A 22284-nucleotide genomic window follows, 5' to 3' on the forward strand; every position below is an offset into this window, starting at 1 on the left:
ACTTCCGGCAGGCGGCAGCCGCGCATCGTCGTGCGGGAACGCACGATCGATCGGCCGCCCCGCGCCGCCTTGCTTCACGGCACCGACGCCCGACAGCTCGCGCCGCCACGGCCGGCCTGCCGCGAAATCGCTACTTCTTCTCCGGCTCCGACGCGCCCGGCTGCTTGAACGGGAACGTGCTGAACATCGACTTCGCCTGGTTCTGCATCTGTTCCTGCATCTGCACGAACATGTTCTTCGACTGCTCGATGTAGCTCGTCATCATCCCTTGCATCATCGGCGCCTGCATGTTCATGAACTGCGACCAGACTTCCGGATTCATCGCATTGGTGTCGTACAGGTTCTTCGACTGATCCGCGAGCTTGTTCTGGATATCGATGAACGCCTGGATGTTCTTTTCCAGGTACGTGCCCATCATGCCCTGCATCGCGTGACCGTAGAAGCGGATGATCTGCGACAGCATCGACGACGAGAACATCGGCACACCGCCGCTTTCCTCTTCGAGGATGATCTGAAGGAGGATGCTGCGCGTCAGGTCTTCGCTGGATTTCGCATCGACGACCTTGAAGTCCTCCTGCTCCAGCACGAGTTGCTTCACGTCGGTGAGCGTAATGTACGTGCTTGTCTCGGTATCGTAGAGCCGGCGGTTCGGATACTTCTTGATGAGCCGTTCGGCCGTCTTCTTTGTAGTGGTCATGTAACGCCCTTCTGTGCAGCGTAGCGCAAGTGACGAATCCCCGCCGCCCGAATCCGGGAGGCGGGGGCCTTCGGAACACACCCGGCTGCGCGGCCACCCGGCCCGCACAGCCCGGGCGTTCAGCCCATGTGCAGGCCGCCGTTCAGCGAAAAGTCGGCGCCCGTCGCGAAGCCGGAATCGTTCGACGCGAGCCACGCGACGATCGAGCCGATTTCCTCCGGACCGCCGAGACGTCGCACCGGGATCGTCGCGACGATCTTCTCGAGCACGTCAGGACGGATCGCCTTCACCATGTCGGTGCCAATGTAGCCCGGCGACACGGTATTGACCGTCACGCCCTTCGTCGCGACTTCCTGCGCGAGCGACATCGTGAAGCCGTGGATGCCGGCCTTCGCGGTCGAATAGTTGGTCTGGCCGAATTGCCCCTTCTGGCCGTTCACCGACGAAATGTTGATGATCCGGCCCCAGCCGCGCTCGACCATCCCGTCGATCACCTGCTTCGTGACGTTGAACAGGCTCGTCAGGTTGGTGTCGATCACGGCGGTCCAGTCTTCATGCGTCATCTTGCGGAACACGACGTCGCGCGTAATGCCCGCGTTGTTGACCAGCACGTCGATCTCGCCGACTTCGGCCTTGACCTTGTCGAACGCTTCCTTGGTCGAGTCCCAGTCGCCGACGTTGCCTTCCGACGCGATGAAATCGTATCCGAGCGCCTTCTGGTCCTCGATCCATTTCACCCGGCGCGGCGAGTTCGGGCCGCAACCCGCGACCACCTTGAAGCCGTCTTTCAACAGACGCTGGCAGATGCTGGTGCCGATGCCGCCCATCCCGCCCGTTACGTACGCAATTCGCTGAGACATAAATCTCACTCCATTTTTTGGTTTCGAGAGCTGCCTGAGGCCCCTCTGACTTCACGTGGCGCCGGCCGAAGCCGCAACCGGCCGGCGCCCGGATTCGGTTCGCTGATGGCGAACGGCCGGTTACGGACGCTCGACCGCGAGTGCGACACCCATCCCGCCGCCGATGCACAGCGACGCCAGCCCGCGCTTCGCATCGCGCTTGGCCATCTCGTGCAGCAGCGTCACCAGGATCCGGCAGCCCGACGCGCCGATCGGGTGACCGATTGCGATCGCACCGCCGTTCACGTTCACCTTCGACGTGTCCCAGCCCATCTGCTTGTGCACCGCCAGCGCCTGTGCCGCGAACGCCTCGTTGATCTCCATCAGGTCCAGGTCACCCGGCGTCCAGCCCGCGCGCTCCAGGCACCGGCGCGAGGCCGGCACCGGGCCCATGCCCATCACGCTCGGATCCACGCCCGCGTTCGCGTACGCCTTGATCCGCGCCAGCGGCGTCAGGCCGAGTGCCGCCGCCTTCTGCGCCGACATCACCAGCACCGCCGCCGCGCCGTCGTTCAGGCCCGACGCATTCGCCGCCGTCACCGAACCGTCCTTCGAGAACGCCGGCTTCAGCCCCGCCAGCGAGTCCGCCGTCACGCCGTGACGCACGAACTCGTCGGTCGCGAACTGCAGCGGCTCGCCCTTGCGTTGCGGGATCGACACCGGCACGATCTCGTCGTTGAAGCGGCCGGCCTTCTGCGCCGCTTCCGCCTTGTTCTGCGACAGCGCCGCGAATGCGTCCTGCTCTTCGCGCGTGATCCCGTATTCCTTCGCGACGTTCTCCGCCGTGATACCCATGTGGTACTGGTTGTACACGTCCCACAGGCCGTCGACGATCATCGTGTCGACCAGCTTCGCGTCGCCCATCCGGAACCCGTCGCGCGAGCCCGGCAGCACGTGCGGCGATGCGCTCATGTTCTCCTGGCCGCCCGCGATCACGATCTCCGCGTCGCCCGCCACGATCGCATTCGCCGCCAGCATCACGGCCTTCAGGCCCGATCCGCACACCTTGTTGATCGTCATCCCCGGCACTGCCGTCGGCAGCCCGGCCTTGATCAGCGACTGCCGCGCCGGGTTCTGCCCCGAACCGGCCGTCAGCACCTGGCCCATGATCACTTCGCTGACCTGCTCGGGCTTCACGCCCGCACGCTCCAGCACCGCGCGGATCACCGTCGCGCCCAACTCCGGCGCCGCAATCTTCGCAAGCGAGCCGCCGAATTTGCCGACCGCGGTACGCGCGGCCGATACGATCACTACGTCCGTCATTTCCCTTTCCTCCAGGCCCGCACGACACGGCGCATCGCTACCGGCCCTGTTAAAAAAACTGCGGTGCATCGGACAGCGTGCGCCGCTGTCCGGTTTTCGTCAATCGCGCTGCAACACGTAACGTCCCGGCGCCGGCTCGATCACCGGGAACTGCGCGGAACCGGGCTGGGCGGGCGGCGCCACTTTGCGGCCGCCGTACTGGTCGAGCCATTCGACCCAGGTCGTCCACCAGCTTCCCGGTTGCTCGGTCGCGCCGGCAAACCAGTCGTCCGGGGATTCGGGCAGGTCGCTGTCGTTGACCCAGTAGCTGCGCTTTTTCTTCGCCGGCGGATTGATCACGCCCGCGATGTGACCCGACGCGCCCAGCACGAACTTCAGCGGGCCCGTCAGGATCGACGTCGATGCGTAGGCCGTCTGCCACGGCACGATGTGATCCTCGCGCGAGCCGTAGACGAAGGTCGGCACGTCGATCAGCGACAGGTCGACGGATTCGCCGCATACGGTCAGTTCGCCCGGTTCGCGCAGCTTGTTCTCGAGATAGGTATTGCGCAGGTACCACGCGTACATCGGGCCCGGCAGGCTCGTCGAGTCGCTGTTCCAGTACAGCAGGTCGAACGGCGCGGGTGTACGGCCCTTCAGGTAGTTGTCGACGACGTAGTTCCACACGAGGTCGTTCGGGCGCAGGAACGAGAACGTGTTCGCGAACTCGACGCCGCGCATCAGCCCCGGTTGCGTGCCGTTCTTGCCGCCGATGGTCTGCTCGCGCATCTGCACGTGCGCCTCGTCGACGAACACGTCGAGAATGCCCGTGTCGGTGAAGTCGAGCATCGCGGTGAGCAGCGTCATCGACGCGGCCGGATGTTCGCCGCGCGCGGCGAGCACGGCCAGCGCGGTCGCGAGCATCGTGCCGCCGACGCAGAAGCCGAGCGTGTTGATCTGCTCGCGGCCACTGACCTGCTGCACGGCATCGATCGCCGCGAGCAGCCCTTCGTTCATGTAGTCGTCCCACGTCTTGTGCGCGACCGATGCATCCGCATTGCGCCACGACACGAGGAACACCTGATGGCCATTCGACAGCGCATGCGCGACGAGCGAATTCTCGGGCTGCAGGTCGAGGATGTAGAACTTGTTGATGCACGGCGGGACGATCAGCAGCGGCCGCTCGAACACCTTGTCCGTCTTCGGCGTGTACTGGATCAGCTGGATCAGGTCGTTTTCGTAGACGACCGCGCCTTCAGTACACCCGAGGTTCTTGCCGACCACGAACTGCGATTCGTCGGTCTGCGAAATCTTGCCGCGCTGCAGGTCGCCGAGCAGGTTCATCATCCCCTGCCGCAGGCTTTCGCCCTGCGTCTCGAGAATCGATTTCTGCGCATCGGGATTGAGTGCGAGGAAGTTGCTCGGCGCGGCGGCCGCCGTCCATTGCTGGACCGTGAAACGGATGCGCTCGCGCGTCTTCGGATCGGTCTGAAGCGCGTCGGCCAGTTCCTGCAGATAACGCGCGTTGAGCAGATACCAGGCAGCCGCGAACGCATGCGCGGGCGACGCCTTCCACGCATCGCCGCTGAAGCGGCGGTCCTTCAGTTCGGGGGACTCGAGCTTCGCGGCGGCCGCCTGCTGCATCAGCGTCATGCAATCGCGCGCGTAGTCGGCCTGCAGCGTCTGGAGCCGTTCGGGCGGGATCGCGGCAACCGGCAGCTTCAGCCCCGCGAACGGCGACGCCATGCTGCCGAGATCGGGCATTGACGGCACCTGGAACGGAAACGACGTCGGGAACTGGAATGTCGCGAACGGATTCACGGTGGCCGACGCAGTCGCGGCGCGTGCCGGATCTGCAAAACCACGCCAAGCGTGCAACCACGACTCGAACATCTGCTGCATCGGCTGGGCGGCCGGATCGAATCCGATGCTGCCCGCGGAAGTGCCCGCCTGAGCGGACGTCGACGAATTTTTCGATGCTGTCATTACCTGCCTTACCGGTGATTCGTGAGCGTCAATCGTGAAATCCTGCTCGCGCGCGGCGTGCCGGCTGCGAGCCGGGCCGTCATGCTCTGGAGAGGCGTCTCCAGATTCTGCCGCAGTGCGGTATTTTTATCATTATCGTTTTCCCCATGTGAAGCGCCGCGTCAAACCGCTGAACATTTCTGCGCGGAGATAATCCGTGTGCAACAGACGCGACAAGGGTTCCGGCGAAACATAAAGCATATTGGTCGACTTGACTTCGGGATTTTTCATTCAACCGCGCATGCAACGCCGAATTGCCGCCTCAATATCGAGATAACCCGATTTCGCGGCGCAACAAAACCATGCGCGCATGCGCATGCCTTCAATCTGCCAGCCAGATCGCCGCCGCCATGCGGCCCGTTACACGGTCGCGCCGATACGAATAGAAACGCGCGTGTTCGGTGACCGTACAGGCCGTCCCGCCGCTTACGTGCGCCACGCCCGCACGTGCGAGACGCAGGCGCGCGAGCGCATAGAGATCGGCGAGAAACTTACCGGGCGCGCCGTCGATCGCGACGAACGCATGGCGGGTTTTATCATGCTCCGACTGCGGGGCCGTGTCGAGAAACGCGTCGCGCACGTCGGCACCGACCTCGAACGCCTGCGGGCCGATCGCCGGCCCGAGGTACGCATGCAGTGCGTCCGTCGCGCCGCCCGCAAGCGCCGCAACGCGCGCCGCGGTCTGCTCGACGATGCCGGCCGCGAGCCCGCGCCAGCCCGCATGCGCGGCCCCCACCGCCCGGCCCTGCGCATCGCACAGCAGCACGGGCAGGCAATCGGCCACCATCACGACGCAGACGGCGCCCGCCCGGTCCGTGACGCTCGCGTCGGCCTGCACCGGCGCCGCGGCAGCGGGCGCCGCCGCGATCACTTCGTCGGCACGCACGATCTGCGCGCCGTGAACCTGCTCGAGCCATGCCGCGCTCGTCTGGCCCGCCAGCGCGAGCAAGCGTGCACGATTCCCGGCGACATGGGCCGGATCGTCACCGGTATGCAGGCCGAGGTTCATCCCGCCCGGCAACGCGGCGCCATCCTGCCAGCGCCCGTATGGGCCTTCGCTCACACCACCGTCGCGCGTCGTGATCAGCGCGCGCACGCGCGGCGACACCTGCCAGTCGGGCTGCACGCAGTCCTGCCACGTCAACGGCGCCAGGTTCGTCATCGGCACTCACTCCTCCTCATCGTCCAGGTACGGCTCATCGTCGTGATATTCGCCGCCGAAATCGTCATCGTCGTAGACACCGTCATCGTCGTCGAATTCCTCGTCGCCCTGCCCGAAGCCGAGCGCGGCGACGAGCGCGTTCATGTCGTCGGGCAGCGGGCAGCGCCATTGCACCATCTTGCCCGTCACCGGATGCACCAGGCCGAGCCGCCAGGCATGCAGTGCCTGCCGCGCGAACCCGTCCGGCAGCGGCGTGACCGAGCGCTTGCCGCGCGCGCGCCCGTAGACGGGATCGCCGAGCAGCGGGTGGCCGGCGTGCGAGCAGTGCACGCGGATCTGGTGCGTGCGACCGGTTTCGAGGTCGCACTGGATCGCCGAAACCGGCTGACGTTGCCACACGCATGTGTCAACCGTACGGAAATGGGTGCGCGCGGGCTTGCCCGACGCGCCCGTCACGACGGCCATACGCGTGCGCTCGCGCGGATCGCGGCCGATCGGCGCGTCGATCGTGCCTTCCTCGGGCATCGTGCCCCACACGAGCGCGAAATAGCGGCGCTTCACCGTGCGGGCCTGCAACTGGCGTACAAGGTCCGTCTGCGCGGCCAGCGTGCGCGCCACCACCATCAGGCCGGACGTTTCCTTGTCGAGCCGGTGGACGATCCCCGCGCGCGGCAGGCCGGCAGCCGCGTCGCCGTAGCGGTGCAGCAGCCCGTTGAGGATCGTGCCGCTCCAGTTGCCGGCTGCCGGGTGCACGACGAGGCCGGCCGGCTTGTTGATGACGACGAGCGCGTCGTCCTCGTAGATGACGTCGAGCGGCACGGGCTCCGGCGTGAACGCGAGCTGCTCGGGAAGCAGATCGGGCACGAGCTCGATCGTCGCGCCGAGCGGCACCGGCTGGCGGATCTTCGCGGGCGCGCCGTTGACGAGCACGCGCTGCGCCTCGATCCAGCTCTGCAGGCGGCTGCGCGAGAATTCGGGGAACAGTTGGGCGAGCGCCTTGTCGAGGCGTTCACCCGCGAGCGACGACGGCACTTCGACGACGCGCGGCGCGTCATCGACGGCCGCGGACGGCACAACGGGCGGTTGCAATGCGTCGCCAATCAGATCGTCATCGAGGGAATCCCCCGAGGCAGCGTCGGCGGGCCGATCGCTTGGGCTATAATCTTCGCGATTTGGTGTGCCCGGCTGGGCATTCTGCGAACTTGAACGGGTCATTTAGACTGGGTCACCGAGACTTGAAGCTAGGACATGCGAGCATGATGAATTCGACCAAACGCACGGCCAGAACCGCCGCCGCCCGGGCTGCGGCGGTAGCGGCCGCGGCCCTCATCGCCGGCTGCCACGGCTTGCCGCAGAAGCAGGACGAGACGGCTACCTGGTCGAATAACAAATTATACTCAGAGGCCCAGGACGCACTGTCCGGCGGCGACTGGGGCAAGTGCGCGAAATATTTCGAATCGCTGCAAGGTCGCGATCCGTTCGGTCATTTCGCGCAACAGGCGCAGATCAACGTTGCATACTGCAACTGGAAGGACAACGAAGCGGCAGCCGCTGACCAGGCCGTCGACCGATTCATCCAGCTTCACCCCGATCATCCGGACATCCCGTACGCGTACTACCTGAAGGGGATGATCCACTTCAACGACGATCTCGGCCTGTTCGGCCGCTTCTCCGGCCAGGACATGAGCGAGCGCGATCCGCAGGCACTGCGCGAATCGTACGATGCGTTCAAGGTCGTCGTCGACCGCTTCCCGAAGAGCAAGTACGCACCCGACGCCGCGGCACGGATGCGCTACATCGTCAACGCGCTTGCGTCGCACGAAGTGCACGCGGCCGACTACTACTACCGGCGCGGCGCCTACGTCGCGGCAATCAACCGCGCGCAGCTCGCGATCAAGGATTACAAGGGCGCGCCGGCGATCGAGGACGCGCTGCACATCATGATCCTGTCGTACGGCAAGCTGGATCAACCGCAGCTCGCCGAGGACACGAAGCGCGTGCTCGCGGGCACGTTCCCCGACAGCCCGTACGTCACGGGCCACTCGCGCCCCGGCGCGAAGAAGTCGTGGTGGCAGTTCTGACGAACGCGCGACGCAACGCCCGTTGCACACACAAAAAACCCGGCCATCGAGCCGGGTTTTTTATTGGCGCCGCATTCATGCGGCGCAGGTAAGCCCGCGCGGCAATCGCCGCGCGCGCCGTCACGTGCGCTTGTCCGAGCGTTGCTCGTCGAAGAAATCCTGGACGACCGCGATCTCGCGGGTCCGCTTGAACGGCGGCAGGCTCTGCCAGATCCGGCGCCCGTAGGGCTTGTCGACGAGCCGCGTGTCGCAGATCATCAGCACGCCGCGATCCGTCTCCGCGCGAATCAGCCGGCCCGCGCCCTGCTTCAGCGTAATCACGGCCTGCGGCAACTGGTGCACGGCGAACGGGCTCAGCCCCTTCTTCGTCAGCGCGTCGAGCCGCGCGGCCAGCACCGGATCGTCCGGCGGTGCGAACGGCAGCTTGTCGATCACGACGAGCGACAACGCGTCGCCGCGCACGTCGACGCCTTCCCAGAAGCTCTGGCTGCCGACCAGGATCGCGTTGCCGTACGCGCGGAAGCGGTCGAGCAACTCGGTGCGGCTCGCATCGCCCTGTACGAGCAGCGGTGTGTTCCAGCCGCGCGACTCGATCACGTCGCGCAGCTTCGACGCGATCCGGTCGACCGCGCGCAGTGTCGTGCACAGCATGAACACGCCGCCGCCGGACGCCTCGATCGCCGGCAGCGCGGCATCGAATACGGCATCGGTAAACGCCGGCGAAGACGGTTGCGGCAGATTGCGCGGCACGTACAGCAGCCCCTGCGTCTGGTAGTCGAACGGGCTCGCGAGCGTCATCGAGCGACGCGAGCTCAGGCCCATCTGCGCCGCGTAGTGCGTGAAATCGCCGCGCACCGACAACGTGGCCGACGTGAACACCCACGCACGCGGCACGCCCGCGCGCTGCTTTGCGAAGATCGGCGCGACCGACAGCGGCGTTTCGTGCAGCTGGACGGTATGCGCGAACACCTCGACCCAGCGCACCTTCTCGTTCGGATCGCCGTCGGACGCCGCCTTGTCGCCGGCCGCTGCCGCATCGGCCTTCGCGGCTTCCTCCGCCGCACCGGGGGCGACCCAGCCGGCCAGCAGGTCCTGCAGCTCGCGTGCGCGCCGCAGGCACGCACCGAGCGATTCCGCCCGCTCGGCCTGGCTGGCAAGCGCCGACGCGAGCGCGTCGAGCGCGGCATCGAGTGCGTCGAGCGCACCGAACATCGGGTGATCGTCGCCAAGCTGGGCGAGCGACATGCGTACGATCTGGTCGTTCGCGAATGCAAGGCGCAAGTCGCGCGCCGCGCGTTCGAGATCGCCGCCGAGCTTCACCCACTCGACCGCGTCGCGCGCATGGCTCAGCCCTTCGGCCACCGTGTCGCGTGCGAGCTCGAGAATCTGCGTCGTCGACAGCGTCTCGCCGAAGAACAGCGTCGCCGTCTCGGGCAACTGGTGCGCTTCGTCGAAGATGACCGTGTTCGCGTTCGGCAGCAGCTCGGCCATCCCCGTGTCGCGCAGCATGATGTCCGCGAAGAACAGGTGGTGGTTGACGACGACGACGTCGGCCTGTTGCGCCTCGCGCCGCGCCTGCATCACGAAGCATTCCTTGTAGTGCGGGCACTCCTGGCCGAGACAGTTGTCGCGCGTCGACGTGACCATCGACCACACGGGCGCCGTTTCCGGCACGCTCGCGAGTTCGGCCTTGTCGCCGCTCTTCGTGATCTTCGCGAAGCGGACGATTTCCTGCAGATAGGCCGTGTCCTGCCGCGACGGCAGGCGGCCGTTATCGGCCGTGCGTTGCAGGTAGTAGTGGCACAGGTAGTTTGCGCGACCCTTGAGCATCGCGACCGTCACCGGCACCGCGAGTGCGTTGCGCACGGTCGGGATATCGCGCTGGAACAACTGGTCCTGCAGGTGCTTCGTGCCGGTCGACACGATCACCTTGCCGCCCCACAGCATCGCGGGCACGAGATACGCGTAGGTCTTGCCGGTACCCGTACCGGCTTCGACGATCAGCGTGTTGTCGCCCGAGTCGCTGTCGGGCTCGGCCGCCGCGGCGGCATCCGCGCCCGGCTCTGCCGTCTTGTCGCCATCGCCGAGGCGGCGCGCCGGCCGCTTGCGGGTTTCGAAGATCTCGGGCTCGGGCATCCGGCGCGCGGACGCTTCCATCGCGGACGCAACCGCACGCGCCATCTCGATCTGCGACGTACGCGGCCGATAGCCGTCGAGCGCACGTGCCAGCAACCCGCCTTCGCCGAAGATCGTGTCGAGTTCGTCGACGCGCTTGCGGCTCAGTTCGAAAGTGCCTTCGGGCGCACGAACGCGCCCGGCGGACGATGTGTCACGCCGGGCATCGGGGGTGGCTTCAAGCGGAGAATTCAAGGCAAGCGTTCCTGTGTGTCCAGCGCCCGTGCGGCGCCGGCGCTTGCCAGGCCGCGCTCAGGCGCGCTTATCCGGTTCCAGCTGCGATTGCAGCAAAATGATCTTGTCTTTGGCCGCCAGCTTTTCCTTCTTCAGCCGGTGCAGCGTGATGTCGTCGATGTCGGAGTGTCCTTCCTTCAGCTCGATCTCCCGAGCGAGCTGCTGGTGCTGCTCCTGCAATGCAGCCAAACGGTTGTGCAATTCCTGCTGCTGTTCCGTGTGACGGTTTTGCATATTTGCCTCCTCATCGAAGCAGCGCACCGGCTGGCGTGCCGGCGCGCTTGAGACTGATTCCGGATCAATCCAACACGTTACTGCCCCTGCTGTTGCTGCTGCTTGGCCTTCTCGGCCGCTTCCTGCTGGCGCCGCTCGACGTCGGCCTTGTGCTGCACGGCTTCCTTCTGCTTCTGCTCGTAACGCGCGGCATTGTCCGCCCGCTCCTGCGCCTTCTGCGCAGCTTGCTGGTGCGCCTGGTCGAGCTTGTGCTGGAAGTCGGCCTGCTTCTGGTCGTACGCCTGCTTGCTCGCCGCGCGCTGCGGCCCTTCCGCGCCGCGCTGCGCCTGCTTCAGCGCATTTTGCTCCTGCTTGTCGCGGAACGCAGCCGCGTTCGCCGCGTCGGTCGCCGCGCGCTGCGGTGCTTCCGCCGCGTTCTGTGCCTGCTTCAGCGCCTGTTGCTGGTCGCGCTGCTGCGCGCGCACCGCGCGCTGCTCGTCGTTGAGCGCGAGTTGCTCCTGGCGAATGCCCGCCCGCTCGTCGCGCATCTGGTCGCGTGCCTTGCCGAGGCAGTGATTGACGAAAAATTTGCTGTAGCAATCGTGCTCGGCCACCGCATAACGATAATCGTTTTCCGCGGTGCGTTGATTGAGCACTTTTTGACGGGCGTCGAAATCCGGTGCGGCGGAGGCCGCGGCAGGCGCGGCCGCGACGGCGTCCGGCGCGGTTGCGCCCGAGGCCTGCGCGAACGCGCAGGAAGGCCCGGCAGACAAAGCCGCGGCGAGCGCTGCGCCGAGCGCGACGAGAGAAATGCGGGAAGTTGGCAACGTCGTAGGAAAGCTGCGGGACATGTGTCAAATTCTATCACCCCCGGCTGGAGCCTCCGCCATTTATGGCAAAATGCCCCGCTTCACTCACCCGCGGCCTCAGGCCCGTCGGGCCCGCCACGCAGCCCGCCGCTCCGGGCCTGCCGGCCCGCGCCGCGATTTCAGCAGGCAGATCATCCACGACATGACGGAAACCGTAGCACTCAAGATCGTACAGCGCATCGCCACCGAACTGTCCGTCCAGCCGCGCCAGGTCGCGGCGGCCGTGCAACTCCTCGACGAAGGCTCGACCGTTCCGTTCATTGCCCGGTACCGCAAGGAAGTGACCGGCAACCTGGACGACACGCAGTTGCGCCAGCTCGAGGAACGCCTCCTGTATCTGCGCGAGCTCGAGGATCGCCGCGCGACGATCCTGTCGAGCATCGACGAACAGGGCAAGCTGACCGACGAACTGCGTGCCGCGATCGACGCGGCCGACAGCAAGCAGGTGCTCGAAGACCTTTATCTGCCGTACAAGCCGAAGCGCCGCACGCGCGCGCAGATCGCCCGCGAAGCCGGCCTCGAGCCGCTCGCGCAGGCGCTGCTCGCGAATCCGCTGCTCGACCCGCAGGCCGAGGCAGCCGCGTATGTCGACGCCGACAAGGGCGTCGCCGACGTAAAGGCCGCGCTCGACGGCGCGCGCGACATCCTGTCCGAACAGTTCGGCGAAACGGCCGAGCTGCTCGGCAAGCTGCGCGACTACCTGCACAACCAGGGCGTCGTGTCGTCGGCCGTCGTCGAGGGCAAGGAAAACGAGGAAGGCGAGAAATTCCGCGACTATTACGACTACGCGGAAACGATCAAGACCGTGCCGTCGCACCGCGCCCTCGCGCTGTTCCGCGCGCGCAACGCGGGCGTGCTGACGGTCAAGCTCGGCCTCGGCGAAGAGCTCGACGCACAGGTGCCGCATCCCGGCGAGGCGATGATCGCGCGCCATTTCGGCATCGCGAACCAGAATCGTCCGGCCGACAAATGGCTGTCGGACGTGTGCCGCTGGTGCTGGCGCGTGAAGGTGCAGCCGCATATCGAGAACGAACTGCTCACGCAGCTGCGCGAAACGGCCGAAGCCGAAGCGATCCGCGTGTTCGCGCGCAACCTGAACGACCTGCTGCTCGCGGCACCGGCCGGCCCGAAGGCCGTGATCGGTCTCGACCCCGGCCTGCGTACGGGCGTGAAGGTCGCGGTCGTCGACCGCACCGGCAAGGTGCTCGCGACCGACACGATCTACCCGCACGAGCCGCGCCGCGACTGGGATGGCTCGATCGCGAAACTCGCGCGCATCGCCGCACAGACGCAGGCCGAACTGATCAGCATCGGCAACGGCACCGCGTCGCGCGAAACCGACAAGCTCGCGAGCGAACTGATCGCGAAACACCCGGAGCTGCGCCTGCAGAAGATCGTCGTGTCGGAAGCCGGCGCGTCGGTCTACTCGGCGTCCGAGCTCGCGGCGAAGGAATTCCCCGAAATGGACGTGTCGCTGCGCGGCGCCGTGTCGATCGCGCGCCGCCTGCAGGACCCGCTCGCCGAGCTCGTGAAGATCGAGCCGAAGGCGATCGGCGTCGGCCAGTACCAGCACGACGTGAACCAGCGCGAACTCGCCCGCTCGCTCGACGCGGTCGTCGAGGATTGCGTGAACGCGGTCGGCGTCGACGCGAACACGGCATCGGCCCCGCTGCTCGCGCGCGTGTCGGGCCTGAACGCGACGCTGGCGCGCAACATCGTCGATTATCGCGATGCAAACGGCCCGTTCCCGTCGCGCGAACACCTGCGCAAGGTGCCGCGCCTCGGCGACAAGACGTTCGAACAGGCTGCCGGCTTCCTGCGCATCAACGGCGGCGAGAACCCGCTCGACCGCTCGTCGGTGCACCCGGAAGCGTATCCGGTCGTCGAGCGGATGCTCGCGAAGATCAACAAGCGCATCGACGACGTGCTCGGCAACCGTGACGCGCTGTCGGGCCTGTCCCCGACGGAGTTTGTCGACGAACGTTTCGGCCTGCCGACCGTACGCGACATCCTGTCGGAACTGGAGAAGCCGGGCCGCGATCCGCGTCCGGAATTCAAGACGGCGACGTTCCGCGAAGGCGTCGAGAAAGTGTCGGATCTCGTGCCGGGCATGACGCTCGAAGGGGTCGTGACGAACGTTGCCGCATTCGGCGCGTTCGTGGATATCGGCGTCCACCAGGACGGCCTCGTCCACGTGTCGGCGATGTCGACGAAGTTCATCAAGGATCCGCACGAAGTCGTGAAGGCCGGTCAGGTCGTCAAGGTGAAGGTGATCGACGTCGACGTGAAGCGCCAGCGCATTGCGCTGACGATGCGCCTCGACGACGACGCGGCAGCACCCGGCATGTCGTCGCGCGGCGGCAGCCAGGATCGCGGCAATGCCGGACGCGGCGCGGCACGCCCGCCGCGCTCGCGCGAGCCGGAACCGGCCGGCGCGATGGCCGCGGCATTCGCGAAGCTGAAGCGCTGAGCACGCGAAAGCCGTCGACGCACGAAAAGCCCGCCGAAAGGCGGGCTTTTTCATTGCGGCGGCGGACACGCAGTCGGCTACCGGATCGGATTGGCTAGTGCGGAATACGCAGCGCCATGCGGCTGCGTTTGCGATTACGACCGGCGATGCGAACGATCGCGGCCGGTTCGAGCGGTTGACAAGCGCGGCGCGCGGCCAGACGGCCCGCGCGCCGCACCCGGTCAGATCTCGATCTTGGTGCCGAGCTCGACGACGCGGTTGGCCGGAATCGAGAAGAAGTCGGTCGGCTTCGCGGCATTCTGGTGCATCCACGCGAACACGCGCTCGCGCCAGATCGACATTCCCGGCAGATGCGTCGGCACGACCGTTTCACGTGCGAGGAAGAACGACGTGTCCATCAGCTCGAACATCATGTCGTGCGTACGGCCGAATTCCTCGAGCACGGCCTTCACGTCCGGCGTCTCGTTGAAGCCGTACTCGGCCGTGACGATGTACAGCCCGCCGCCCGCATCACGCGCGCTCAGGCGCTTGTCGTCGCGCACATAAGGAATGTCGCGCGTGACGAACGTCAGGAAAATGGTCCGCTCGTGCAGCACCTTGTTGTGCTTCAGGTTGTGCAGCAGGCTGACGGGCACGAGCTTGTCGTTGCCGGTCAGGTAGATCGCGGTACCCGACACGCGATGCGGCGGATGCGCGAGCAGCCCCTGCAGGAACGGCTCGAGCGGAATGCCGTCGGCCGCGGTGCGCTCCTTGACGATATGGCGCCCCTTGTACCAGGTCATCAGCAGGAAGAACAGCAGCGCGCCGATGCCGAGCGGCAGCCAGCCGCCCTGCGCGACCTTCAGCAGGTTCGCGCCGAAGAAGCCGAGATCGACCACGAGGAACACGGCGATGATCGCGCCGACCAGCAGGCGGTTCCAGTTCCACACCTTCACCATCACGACGGCCGCGAGCACGGTCGTGATCACCATCGTCGCCGTCACCGCGATGCCGTACGCAGCCGCGAGGTTGTCGGAGCTCTTGAAGCCGACCACGATGCAGAGGATCACGAACAGCAGCAGCCAGTTCACGACCGGCACGTAGATCTGGCCGATCGCGAGTTCGGACGTATGCAGCACCTTCATGCGCGGCACGTAACCGAGCTGGATCGCCTGCGACGTCAGCGAATACGCACCCGAGATCACGGCCTGCGACGCGATCACGGTCGCGACGGTCGACAGCACGACGAGCGGCAGCAGCCCCCATTCGGGCGCCAGCAGGAAAAACGGGTTTTCGATTGCCTTCGGGTTCTGGATCAGCAGCGCGCCCTGGCCGAAGTAGTTCAGCACGAGCGACGGCATCACGAGCCCGTATGCGGCGAGGCGGATCGGCTTGGCGCCGAAGTGGCCCATGTCCGCGTAGAGCGCTTCCGCGCCGGTCAGCACCAGCACGACCGAACCGAGCACGACATAGGCCTGCAGCAGGTGATCGGCCATGAACGACGCCGCGTAGTACGGGTTGATTGCGGCGATGATGCCCGGCACGCGCACGATGTGGTACACGCCGAGCGCCGCGATCACGATGAACCACAGCACCATGATCGGGCCGAACAGCTTGCCGACCAGTGCGGTGCCGTGACGCTGGATCCAGAACAGCGCGATCAGGATCACGATCGTGATCGGCAGCACGAGGTGGGACAGGTGCGGTGTCGCGATTTCGAGACCTTCGACCGCCGACATGACCGAGATCGCCGGCGTGATCACCGCGTCCCCGTAGAACATGCACGCGCCGAATATCCCCAGCGCCATCAGCGCACCCGCGACGCGGGTCTTCGAGTCGAGCGGCCGCAGCGACAGCGCCATCAGCGCGAGCACGCCGCCTTCGCCGTTGTTGTCAGCCCGCATCACGAACAGCAGGTACTTGATGCCGACCACCAGGATGATTGCCCAGAACAGCAGCGAGATCACGCCGAGAATCGAACTTTCGGTGAGCGGAATGCCGTGTGCGGGGCTGAACGCCTCTTTGAGCGAATACAGCGGGCTGGTGCCGATGTCGCCGAACACGACGCCGATGGCTGCTATCGCTAGCGCCCGCATCGAGTGTTGTTGCGTCGAATGCGGCGCGTGTGCTGCGTCGGTCGCGTGGATCGTGTCGTTCATATGAAGCGTAATAATCGGGTCCGGGTCGGACAAAACGAGCGCTATTCTACTCGCGCCCCCGTGAAACGCCGCCCTGCTCTGTTGCCGTGGAGCCACGTGATCCACGCCGCGCATGCAATCTGGCGCGAGCTGTGGCAGGGCTGCCATCATAGCCGGGGCTGCGCCGTCTGCCTACCGGATATGCAGAGCCCGTGGCGCGGCGCACCCTGCGCCCCAATGAAAAACGGCGCCGCAAGCGGCGCCGTACAAGGCTTTCCTTCAATCGGCCGGCCGCTTACGCGCCCGAACCGTCGCGCTGCGCGCGACCGCGCTTGATCCACGCCTCGAGGTTGTGCGGACGAACCGTGTCCCATTCCTCGAACGGCTGATGAATCCACGGATTCGTCGGCAGGAACTGCGTGTGATAGTCGGGCTTGACCTTCGAGCAACCCTTGTACCAGAGCACGGCCGAACGCACGGCCGTCACGGCCGGATAACGCTCCTTCAGGTGCTCCTGCACGCGCGCGAGCGTGACGCCCGAATCGACGAGATCGTCGACCAGCAGCACGTTGCCCGCGAGGTTGCCGCGCGTCATCGTGATGTACTGCGCGATGTCGAGGTCGCCCTGCTCGGTGCCGGCCGCCTCGCGGTACGAACTCGTCGCGAGGATCGCGAGCGGCACGTCATAAATGCGCGACAGTTGATCGCCGACGCGCAGGCCGCCGCGCGCGAGGCACAGGATCTGGTCGAACTTCCAGCCCGATGCATGCACCTGGAGCGCGAGGAGCTCGATCAGACGGTGATACTCGTCCCAGCCTACCCACAGATTCTTGTCGTCGTTGCGCGGATCGGTCATCAAGTCTGCCGCCGTCATCGAAATTTGCTGCGTCATCTGGGGTTACACCTTGAACGGATGGCGGAGCAGGATCGTTTCGTCGCGGTCCGGGCCCGTCGACACCATGTCGACCGGCACGCCGGCCACTTCCTGGACACGGGTCAGGTAGGCCTGCGCGTTCGCCGGCAGTGCGTCCCACGTCTTGATGCCCACCGTGCTTTCCTTCCAGCCGGCGAACGTCTCGTACATGGGTTCGCAACGGGCCACGTCGGCTGCACCGCGCGGCAGGATGTCGGCATCCTTGCCGTCGATCTTGTAGCCGACGCACAGCTTGACCTCGTCGAGGCCGTCGAGCACGTCGAGCTTCGTCATGCACAGGCCCGACACGCCGTTGATCTGGATCGAGCGGCGCAGCGCGGCGGCATCGAGCCAGCCCGTGCGGCGCGGACGGCCGGTGACCGAACCGAATTCCTTGCCGACGTTCGCGAGCGTGACGCCGACCTGGTCCTGGCGCTGCGGATTGTCCGCATCGTACAGCTCGCTCGGGAACGGGCCCGAGCCGACGCGCGTGCAATACGCCTTCGTGATGCCGAGGATGTAGTTGAGCTTCTGCGGACCCACGCCCGCGCCGGCCGACGCCGCACCCGCGACGCAGTTGCTCGACGTGACGAACGGATAGGTGCCGTGGTCGATGTCGAGCAGCGTGCCCTGCGCGCCTTCGAACAGCAGGTTCTGGCCCGCGTTGTTCGCGTCGTACAGGCGGCGCGACACGTCGGCCACCATCGGCTTCAGGCGATCGGCATAACCGAGCATCGTGTCGAGCGTGGCCTGGAAGTCGACGGCCGCGCCACCCAGGTACTGGGTCAGCACGAAGTTGTGGAAATCGAGGTTTTCGCGCAGGCGGTCGGCGAAAGTCTTCGCGTCGAACAGGTCCTGCACGCGCAGTGCGCGGCGGCCGACCTTGTCTTCGTACGCGGGGCCGATGCCGCGGCCCGTCGTGCCGATCTTGCCCGCGCCCTTGCGCGCTTCGCGCGCCTGGTCGATCGCGATGTGGTACGGCAGGATCAGCGTCGTGGCTTCGGAAATGAACAGACGGTCGCGCACGTTCACACCGGCTTCTTCGAGCTCGCCGATTTCCTTGAACAGTGCTTCGGGGGACAGGACGACGCCGTTGCCGATGTAGCAGGCGACGCCTTCACGCATGATGCCCGACGGAATGAGGCGCAAGATCGTTTTCTTGCCGCCGATGATGAGGGTGTGGCCGGCGTTGTGGCCGCCCTGGAAACGCACGACGCCCTGAGCGTGGTCCGTCAGCCAGTCGACGATCTTGCCCTTGCCTTCATCACCCCATTGAGTTCCCACGACGACGACATTGCGCCCGGGAGTCACGTTCACTGCGCTGGCAGACATGTTGATTCGTTAGCTGGTTAAAAACGTATTCTACCTATGTTCGCGGGCGATTCCGAATTTTTCCGTTTCGCTTCAACGATATGCACGCCGAAGCACGGCCCGCGAACGCCTGTTTAACGGGGTTCGACCACCCATGCACCATCGCGCTCGACGAGCGAACGATCGCATGCGAACTCGTCGAGCACGTGGTCGTGGCCCGGCAGCGCCTGGATCACGACCTCGCCCGCATCGCGCAGTGCCGCGACGGCCGCGCGCAGCGCGTCGTCCTGCACCCACGGCGCGAGAATCGCGGTGCCGCGCGCCTCGATCGGCGAAATCCGGGCGAGTTCGCGCAGGTCGAGCGAGAAACCCGTTGCCGGTCGCGCACGGCCATACGCCTGGCCGACGTGGTCGTAACGGCCGCCGCGCGCGATCGCGTTCGGCACGCCGTCGATGTAGGCGCTGAACATCGCGCCGCTGTGATACGCGTAACCGCGCAGATCGGCCAGGTCGATCGCCACTTCCACGCCCTTCGCCTGTGCGGCGAGCTGCGCCAGATCGTCGAGCGCCTGCGTGATTTCCGGCAGCACCGGCAACCGCGCACGCGCCTCGGCCAGTACGCTCGCGTCGCCGTAAAGGTGCGGCAGTGCGCGCAGCGCGGCGCGCGTATCGGCGCCGAGATCGTCGGTCAGTTCGTTCAGCAGCGGCACGTCCTTGCCCGACAGCGCGTCGTACAGCGACTCGCCGCGCTCGGCGGCCTGCGCGTCGCGCGCGAGCAGCGCCGCGAGCACGCCCGCATGGCCGAGGTCGAGACGGATGCGCGACAGGCCCGCGAGATGCAGCGCGTCGAGCATCAGCTGCTGGATCTCGAGATCGGCTTCCAGTCCGGCATGCCCGTAGATTTCGGCGCCGATCTGGATCTGCTCGCGCGTCGCGTGCAGGCCGCGCGGGCGCGTATGCATCACGTGGCCCGCATAGCAGAGGCGCGTCACGCCCTGGCGGTTCAGCAGGTGCGCGTCGATCCGCGCGACCTGCGGCGTGATGTCGGCACGCAGGCCGAGCGTGCGACCCGACAGCTGGTCGACCAGCTTGAAGGTGCGCAGGCGCAGATCGGCGCCGCCGCTCGTCAGCAGCGACTCGAGATACTCGAGCAGCGGCGGCATCACCATTTCGTAGCCGTACGAACGGAAGCGGTCGAGCAGCCTGCGACGCAGCTCCTCGATCTTGCGCGCTTCCGACGGCAGTACGTCGGCGATATTCTCGGGAAGTAACCAGGTCGACATCGGTACGGTCCTACGACGGGAAACAGCGCGCGACACGCGCGCCGCGAGATGAATCGGAAATTCGGAATCGGGCGGGACGAACGGCGGATGCGCCGTCCGGATCAGGTGGCGAGCAGCAGCAGCACGAGCCCGAGCGCCATCACGATCAGCCCGCCGATCCGGATATGATGCGGCGGTCGCTCAGCTATTCTACGAAACGTGTCGCGCCAGGCGACGGGAAACACGAAAGGGAACGCCCCCTCGATAATCAGCATCAGCGCTACTGCGAGCAACAACGAGCCAGCCAGGTCCATGCGAGCGACGGCGCCGCTCGACGCGGCGCCCCAAGATCAATGTTTGCGGGGAGCAGGCGCCACCGGTGCGGCACCGCCCGTCGGACTGCGCATGAAGCGGAAGAACTCGCTGTCGGGATCGACGACGATGATGTCGTTGCGCTTGAACGTATTCCGGTAGGCCTGCAGGCTCGCGTAGAACTGATAGAACTGCGGATCGCGGCCGAACGCATCGGCGGCAATCGACGCGGCCTTCGCGTCACCCTCGCCCTTGATCGTCTGCGCGGACTTGTACGCGTTCGCGAGCACGGCCTGCTGTTCGCGTTCGGCATCGGCCTTGATCTGCTCGACGTCGGCCGCGCCTTCCGCACGCACCTGCGCCGCCTGATCGCGCAGCGCGCCGATCATCCGCTGATAGACCGCGTCCGTTTGCGCAGCCGGCAGGTCCACGCGCGTCAACTGGACGTCGACCACGTCGACGCCGAAACCGGATGCCTTCTCCTTCGCCGCGTCGCGGGCCGCATCGGCGATCGCGCGCTGGCCGCCGAGCGCGTCGTCGAGCGCGCGCTTGCCGAACGCGTCGCCGAGTGCGCTCTTCAACACGCCAGCCAGGCGGTCGGTGGCCGCCGCCGGATCGCCGCCCGTCGCCGTGAAATACTTCATCGGATCGCTGATCCGGTATTTCACCGCATACGCGACGAGCAGGTCGTGCTTGTCTTCCGTGGCCAGTTGCAGCGGGTCGGACGACTCGAGCGATTGCAGGCGCGTATCGATCAGCGTGGCCGTCTGCAGCGGCGGCGGCAGTTTGAAATGGATGCCGGGGCCCGCGAGTTCGGGCTGCGCGCCGTCGCGGCCCGACAGCACGGCCGCATGGCGCGGATCGACGGTGAGGACCGTCGAGGACGCCGCAAAGGCAACGATCACGATTGCGACGACGAGCGCAATGATTCGGTTCATGTTCTGCGCTCCCGTTACTTCAGATCGTCTTCGCGCGACCGGCTGCGAAACGCTTCGCGCGATCGCAGCACGTCACTGCCCGACGCCGCTGCGGCCGGTGCCGCGCTGGCGGATGCGGCGGCTGCCGGCGCGACGGCCGCCGGTGCCGACACCGCATCGGGCGCGGATGCGCCGGTGGATGCCGCGGCGTTTTGCCGCCCCTGCTCGACGAGCTTGTCGAGCGGCAGATACACGACGCTATTGCCGCCCTTGTTGCCGACGAACACCTTCGTCGCGTTCGAATAGATTTCCTGCATCGTCTCGAGGTACATCCGCTCGCGAATCACTGCAGGCGCCTTCGAGTATTGCGCGTAGACCTGCTTGAAGCGGTCGGCATCGCCGTCGGCCTCCGTGACCACGCGATCGGCATACGCCTTCGCTTCGTCGACGAGCTTCGCGGCATCGCCCTGCGCCTTCGGCAGCAGGTCGTTTGCGTACGCCTGCGCGGCGCGCTTCGCGGCCTCGCGCTCGTCGCGCGCCTTCGCGACTTCGGCGTAGGCGGCCTGCGTCTGCTCGGGCGCCGCAACGCTCTGCATCGTGACGGCCGTCACCTCGAGCCCCGACTGGTAGCGGTCGAGATCGCGCTGGATCGCGGCGGACAGCTGCTCGCGCAGCGCGTCGCGGTCCTGGCTCAGCACGTCGGCCGCGCTGCGCGTACCGACGATCGCGCGCACCGCGGCCTGTGCGGCCTGCGATACGCTGCGCTCCGGATCGACGCTGCGGAACAGGTAATCGGTCGCGGAACGGATCCGGTACTGGACGATGAAGCGCACGTCGACGATGTCGGCATCGCGCGTCAGCATCGCCGCTTCCTTCACGTTCGCGAGACGCACGACGTTGTTGCGGCCGATCTCGATCGAGCGCACCTGCGACGTATCGACGATCTCGTGCGACGCGAACGGATACGGCGCGCGCCAGTGCACGCCCTGCCCGACCGTGCCCGACAGCTTGCCGAGCTGCAGCACGACGCCGGTCTGGCCTTCCTGCACGACGAACAGCCCGCTGCCTGCATAGACCGCGACCAGCACGCCGATCACGATGCCGACGCCGACCCGCGCGGCCCGCCCGTTGTCGGGACGGAAGCCGTTGCCGCCCTTGCCGCCGAAAAGGCCGCTCAGGCGCCGGTTGAAGTTGCGCCACATCTCGTCGAGATCGGGCGGACCGTCACCGTCGCCGCTTTGCGGGCGTTTCGATTCGTTCGCACGGGGGCGGGATCCGTCTTTGCCATTGCCTTCGCCGCGTCCCCAGCGGGGATCGTTGATCGACAGCAAGGCGCGCATCCGCCGCCAGGTACTCCGCTCGTTGTATTCGTTCACCAGAGTTTG

General features: G+C 66.4%; 18 protein-coding genes. 2 read left to right on the plus strand and 16 right to left on the minus strand.

What is annotated here, in order from left to right:
* Positions 1–130 precede the first annotated feature (130 nt).
* The 6 genes from phaR to ACN22W_RS10055 all read right to left on the minus strand — a co-directional run bounded on the left by phaR (position 131) and on the right by ACN22W_RS10055 (position 7240).
* Positions 131–697: a polyhydroxyalkanoate synthesis repressor PhaR gene (gene phaR / locus ACN22W_RS10030; protein WP_129512258.1), complete on the minus strand. Its 567-nt coding sequence runs from the start codon at positions 695–697 to the stop codon at positions 131–133.
* A 119-nt stretch (positions 698–816) separates the two neighbouring features.
* A complete protein-coding gene (locus ACN22W_RS10035) occupies positions 817–1557 on the minus strand; it encodes a 3-ketoacyl-ACP reductase (RefSeq protein WP_166964704.1) in 741 nt (246 codons plus the stop codon).
* Between the two features lie 120 nt (positions 1558–1677).
* Positions 1678–2859 carry an acetyl-CoA C-acetyltransferase gene (locus ACN22W_RS10040; protein ID WP_412021719.1) on the minus strand — a complete coding sequence of 394 codons (1182 nt, stop codon included), beginning with the start codon at positions 2857–2859 and terminating at the stop codon, positions 1678–1680.
* 99 nt (positions 2860–2958) lie between these two features.
* On the minus strand, positions 2959–4824 hold the full coding sequence (gene phaC / locus ACN22W_RS10045) for a class I poly(R)-hydroxyalkanoic acid synthase (protein ID WP_419683947.1): 1866 nt from the start codon (positions 4822–4824) through the stop codon (positions 2959–2961).
* A 361-nt stretch (positions 4825–5185) separates the two neighbouring features.
* Positions 5186–6025, minus strand: a complete 840-nt coding sequence (gene pgeF, locus ACN22W_RS10050; RefSeq protein WP_193098497.1) for a peptidoglycan editing factor PgeF — start codon at positions 6023–6025, stop codon at positions 5186–5188.
* 6 nt (positions 6026–6031) lie between these two features.
* Positions 6032–7240, minus strand: coding sequence for an RluA family pseudouridine synthase (locus tag ACN22W_RS10055; protein WP_129512263.1), 1209 nt, complete (start codon positions 7238–7240; stop codon positions 6032–6034).
* A 41-nt stretch (positions 7241–7281) separates the two neighbouring features.
* On the opposite strand from ACN22W_RS10055, the gene ACN22W_RS10060 reads away from it, so the two are divergent.
* Complete coding sequence (locus tag ACN22W_RS10060) at positions 7282–8106, plus strand: outer membrane protein assembly factor BamD (RefSeq protein ID WP_129512264.1); 825 nt, start codon at positions 7282–7284, stop codon at positions 8104–8106.
* 120 nt (positions 8107–8226) lie between these two features.
* On the opposite strand, the gene ACN22W_RS10065 is transcribed toward ACN22W_RS10060, so the two are convergent.
* The 3 genes from ACN22W_RS10065 to ACN22W_RS10075 all read right to left on the minus strand — a co-directional run bounded on the left by ACN22W_RS10065 (position 8227) and on the right by ACN22W_RS10075 (position 11579).
* Positions 8227–10476 (minus strand): ATP-dependent DNA helicase, encoded by a 2250-nt coding sequence (locus ACN22W_RS10065; protein ID WP_129512265.1) that lies wholly within the window; start codon positions 10474–10476, stop codon positions 8227–8229.
* A gap of 57 nt (positions 10477–10533) precedes the next feature.
* Entirely contained in the window at positions 10534–10749 is a 216-nt protein-coding gene (locus ACN22W_RS10070; protein WP_006478692.1) for a YdcH family protein, read from the minus strand.
* A gap of 77 nt (positions 10750–10826) precedes the next feature.
* The gene (locus ACN22W_RS10075; RefSeq protein ID WP_419683962.1) at positions 10827–11579 is read right to left on the minus strand and encodes a hypothetical protein; all 753 of its coding nucleotides are present in this window, start codon (positions 11577–11579) and stop codon (positions 10827–10829) included.
* Positions 11580–11739: 160 nt separating this feature from the next.
* Here ACN22W_RS10075 and ACN22W_RS10080 point away from each other — a divergent pair, with 160 nt between their 5' ends.
* The gene (locus ACN22W_RS10080) at positions 11740–14067 is read left to right on the plus strand and encodes a Tex family protein (RefSeq protein ID WP_419683964.1); all 2328 of its coding nucleotides are present in this window, start codon (positions 11740–11742) and stop codon (positions 14065–14067) included.
* Between the two features lie 221 nt (positions 14068–14288).
* On the opposite strand, the gene ACN22W_RS10085 is transcribed toward ACN22W_RS10080, so the two are convergent.
* From ACN22W_RS10085 to hflK, 7 genes are all read right to left on the minus strand, one after another.
* Entirely contained in the window at positions 14289–16205 is a 1917-nt protein-coding gene (locus ACN22W_RS10085) for a potassium transporter Kup (RefSeq protein WP_412021713.1), read from the minus strand.
* 274 nt (positions 16206–16479) lie between these two features.
* Positions 16480–17076, minus strand: coding sequence for a phosphoribosyltransferase (locus tag ACN22W_RS10090; protein WP_048246924.1), 597 nt, complete (start codon positions 17074–17076; stop codon positions 16480–16482).
* A 6-nt stretch (positions 17077–17082) separates the two neighbouring features.
* Positions 17083–18429 carry an adenylosuccinate synthase gene (locus ACN22W_RS10095; RefSeq protein WP_419683967.1) on the minus strand — a complete coding sequence of 449 codons (1347 nt, stop codon included), beginning with the start codon at positions 18427–18429 and terminating at the stop codon, positions 17083–17085.
* A 113-nt stretch (positions 18430–18542) separates the two neighbouring features.
* A complete protein-coding gene (locus ACN22W_RS10100) occupies positions 18543–19691 on the minus strand; it encodes an ATP phosphoribosyltransferase regulatory subunit (protein WP_129512270.1) in 1149 nt (382 codons plus the stop codon).
* Between the two features lie 101 nt (positions 19692–19792).
* Entirely contained in the window at positions 19793–19984 is a 192-nt protein-coding gene (locus ACN22W_RS10105) for a DUF2065 domain-containing protein (RefSeq protein WP_009687995.1), read from the minus strand.
* 36 nt (positions 19985–20020) lie between these two features.
* Positions 20021–20920: a protease modulator HflC gene (gene hflC, locus ACN22W_RS10110; RefSeq protein ID WP_419683971.1), complete on the minus strand. Its 900-nt coding sequence runs from the start codon at positions 20918–20920 to the stop codon at positions 20021–20023.
* Between the two features lie 14 nt (positions 20921–20934).
* A complete protein-coding gene (hflK, locus tag ACN22W_RS10115; protein ID WP_419683973.1) occupies positions 20935–22275 on the minus strand; it encodes an FtsH protease activity modulator HflK in 1341 nt (446 codons plus the stop codon).
* Positions 22276–22284: the final 9 nt, after the last annotated feature.

This window comes from Burkholderia theae (assembly GCF_048565265.1).
GTDB lineage: Bacteria > Pseudomonadota > Gammaproteobacteria > Burkholderiales > Burkholderiaceae > Burkholderia > Burkholderia theae.

Excerpts from the sequence above, each read along its gene's own strand:
- phaR (WP_129512258.1), bottom strand. The coding sequence starts at position 697 with ATGACCACTACAAAGAAGACGGCCGAACGGCTCATCAAGAAGTATCCG.
- ACN22W_RS10035 (WP_166964704.1), bottom strand. The coding sequence starts at position 1,557 with ATGTCTCAGCGAATTGCGTACGTAACGGGCGGGATGGGCGGCATCGGC.
- ACN22W_RS10040 (WP_412021719.1), bottom strand. The coding sequence starts at position 2,859 with ATGACGGACGTAGTGATCGTATCGGCCGCGCGTACCGCGGTCGGCAAA.
- phaC (WP_419683947.1), bottom strand. The coding sequence starts at position 4,824 with ATGACAGCATCGAAAAATTCGTCGACGTCCGCTCAGGCGGGCACTTCC.
- pgeF (WP_193098497.1), bottom strand. The coding sequence starts at position 6,025 with ATGACGAACCTGGCGCCGTTGACGTGGCAGGACTGCGTGCAGCCCGAC.
- ACN22W_RS10055 (WP_129512263.1), bottom strand. The coding sequence starts at position 7,240 with ATGACCCGTTCAAGTTCGCAGAATGCCCAGCCGGGCACACCAAATCGC.
- ACN22W_RS10060 (WP_129512264.1), top strand. The coding sequence starts at position 7,282 with ATGATGAATTCGACCAAACGCACGGCCAGAACCGCCGCCGCCCGGGCT.
- ACN22W_RS10070 (WP_006478692.1), bottom strand. The coding sequence starts at position 10,749 with ATGCAAAACCGTCACACGGAACAGCAGCAGGAATTGCACAACCGTTTG.
- ACN22W_RS10075 (WP_419683962.1), bottom strand. The coding sequence starts at position 11,579 with ATGTCCCGCAGCTTTCCTACGACGTTGCCAACTTCCCGCATTTCTCTC.
- ACN22W_RS10080 (WP_419683964.1), top strand. The coding sequence starts at position 11,740 with ATGACGGAAACCGTAGCACTCAAGATCGTACAGCGCATCGCCACCGAA.
- ACN22W_RS10085 (WP_412021713.1), bottom strand. The coding sequence starts at position 16,205 with ATGAACGACACGATCCACGCGACCGACGCAGCACACGCGCCGCATTCG.
- ACN22W_RS10090 (WP_048246924.1), bottom strand. The coding sequence starts at position 17,076 with ATGACGCAGCAAATTTCGATGACGGCGGCAGACTTGATGACCGATCCG.
- ACN22W_RS10095 (WP_419683967.1), bottom strand. The coding sequence starts at position 18,429 with ATGTCTGCCAGCGCAGTGAACGTGACTCCCGGGCGCAATGTCGTCGTC.
- ACN22W_RS10100 (WP_129512270.1), bottom strand. The coding sequence starts at position 19,691 with ATGTCGACCTGGTTACTTCCCGAGAATATCGCCGACGTACTGCCGTCG.
- ACN22W_RS10105 (WP_009687995.1), bottom strand. The coding sequence starts at position 19,984 with ATGGACCTGGCTGGCTCGTTGTTGCTCGCAGTAGCGCTGATGCTGATT.
- hflC (WP_419683971.1), bottom strand. The coding sequence starts at position 20,920 with ATGAACCGAATCATTGCGCTCGTCGTCGCAATCGTGATCGTTGCCTTT.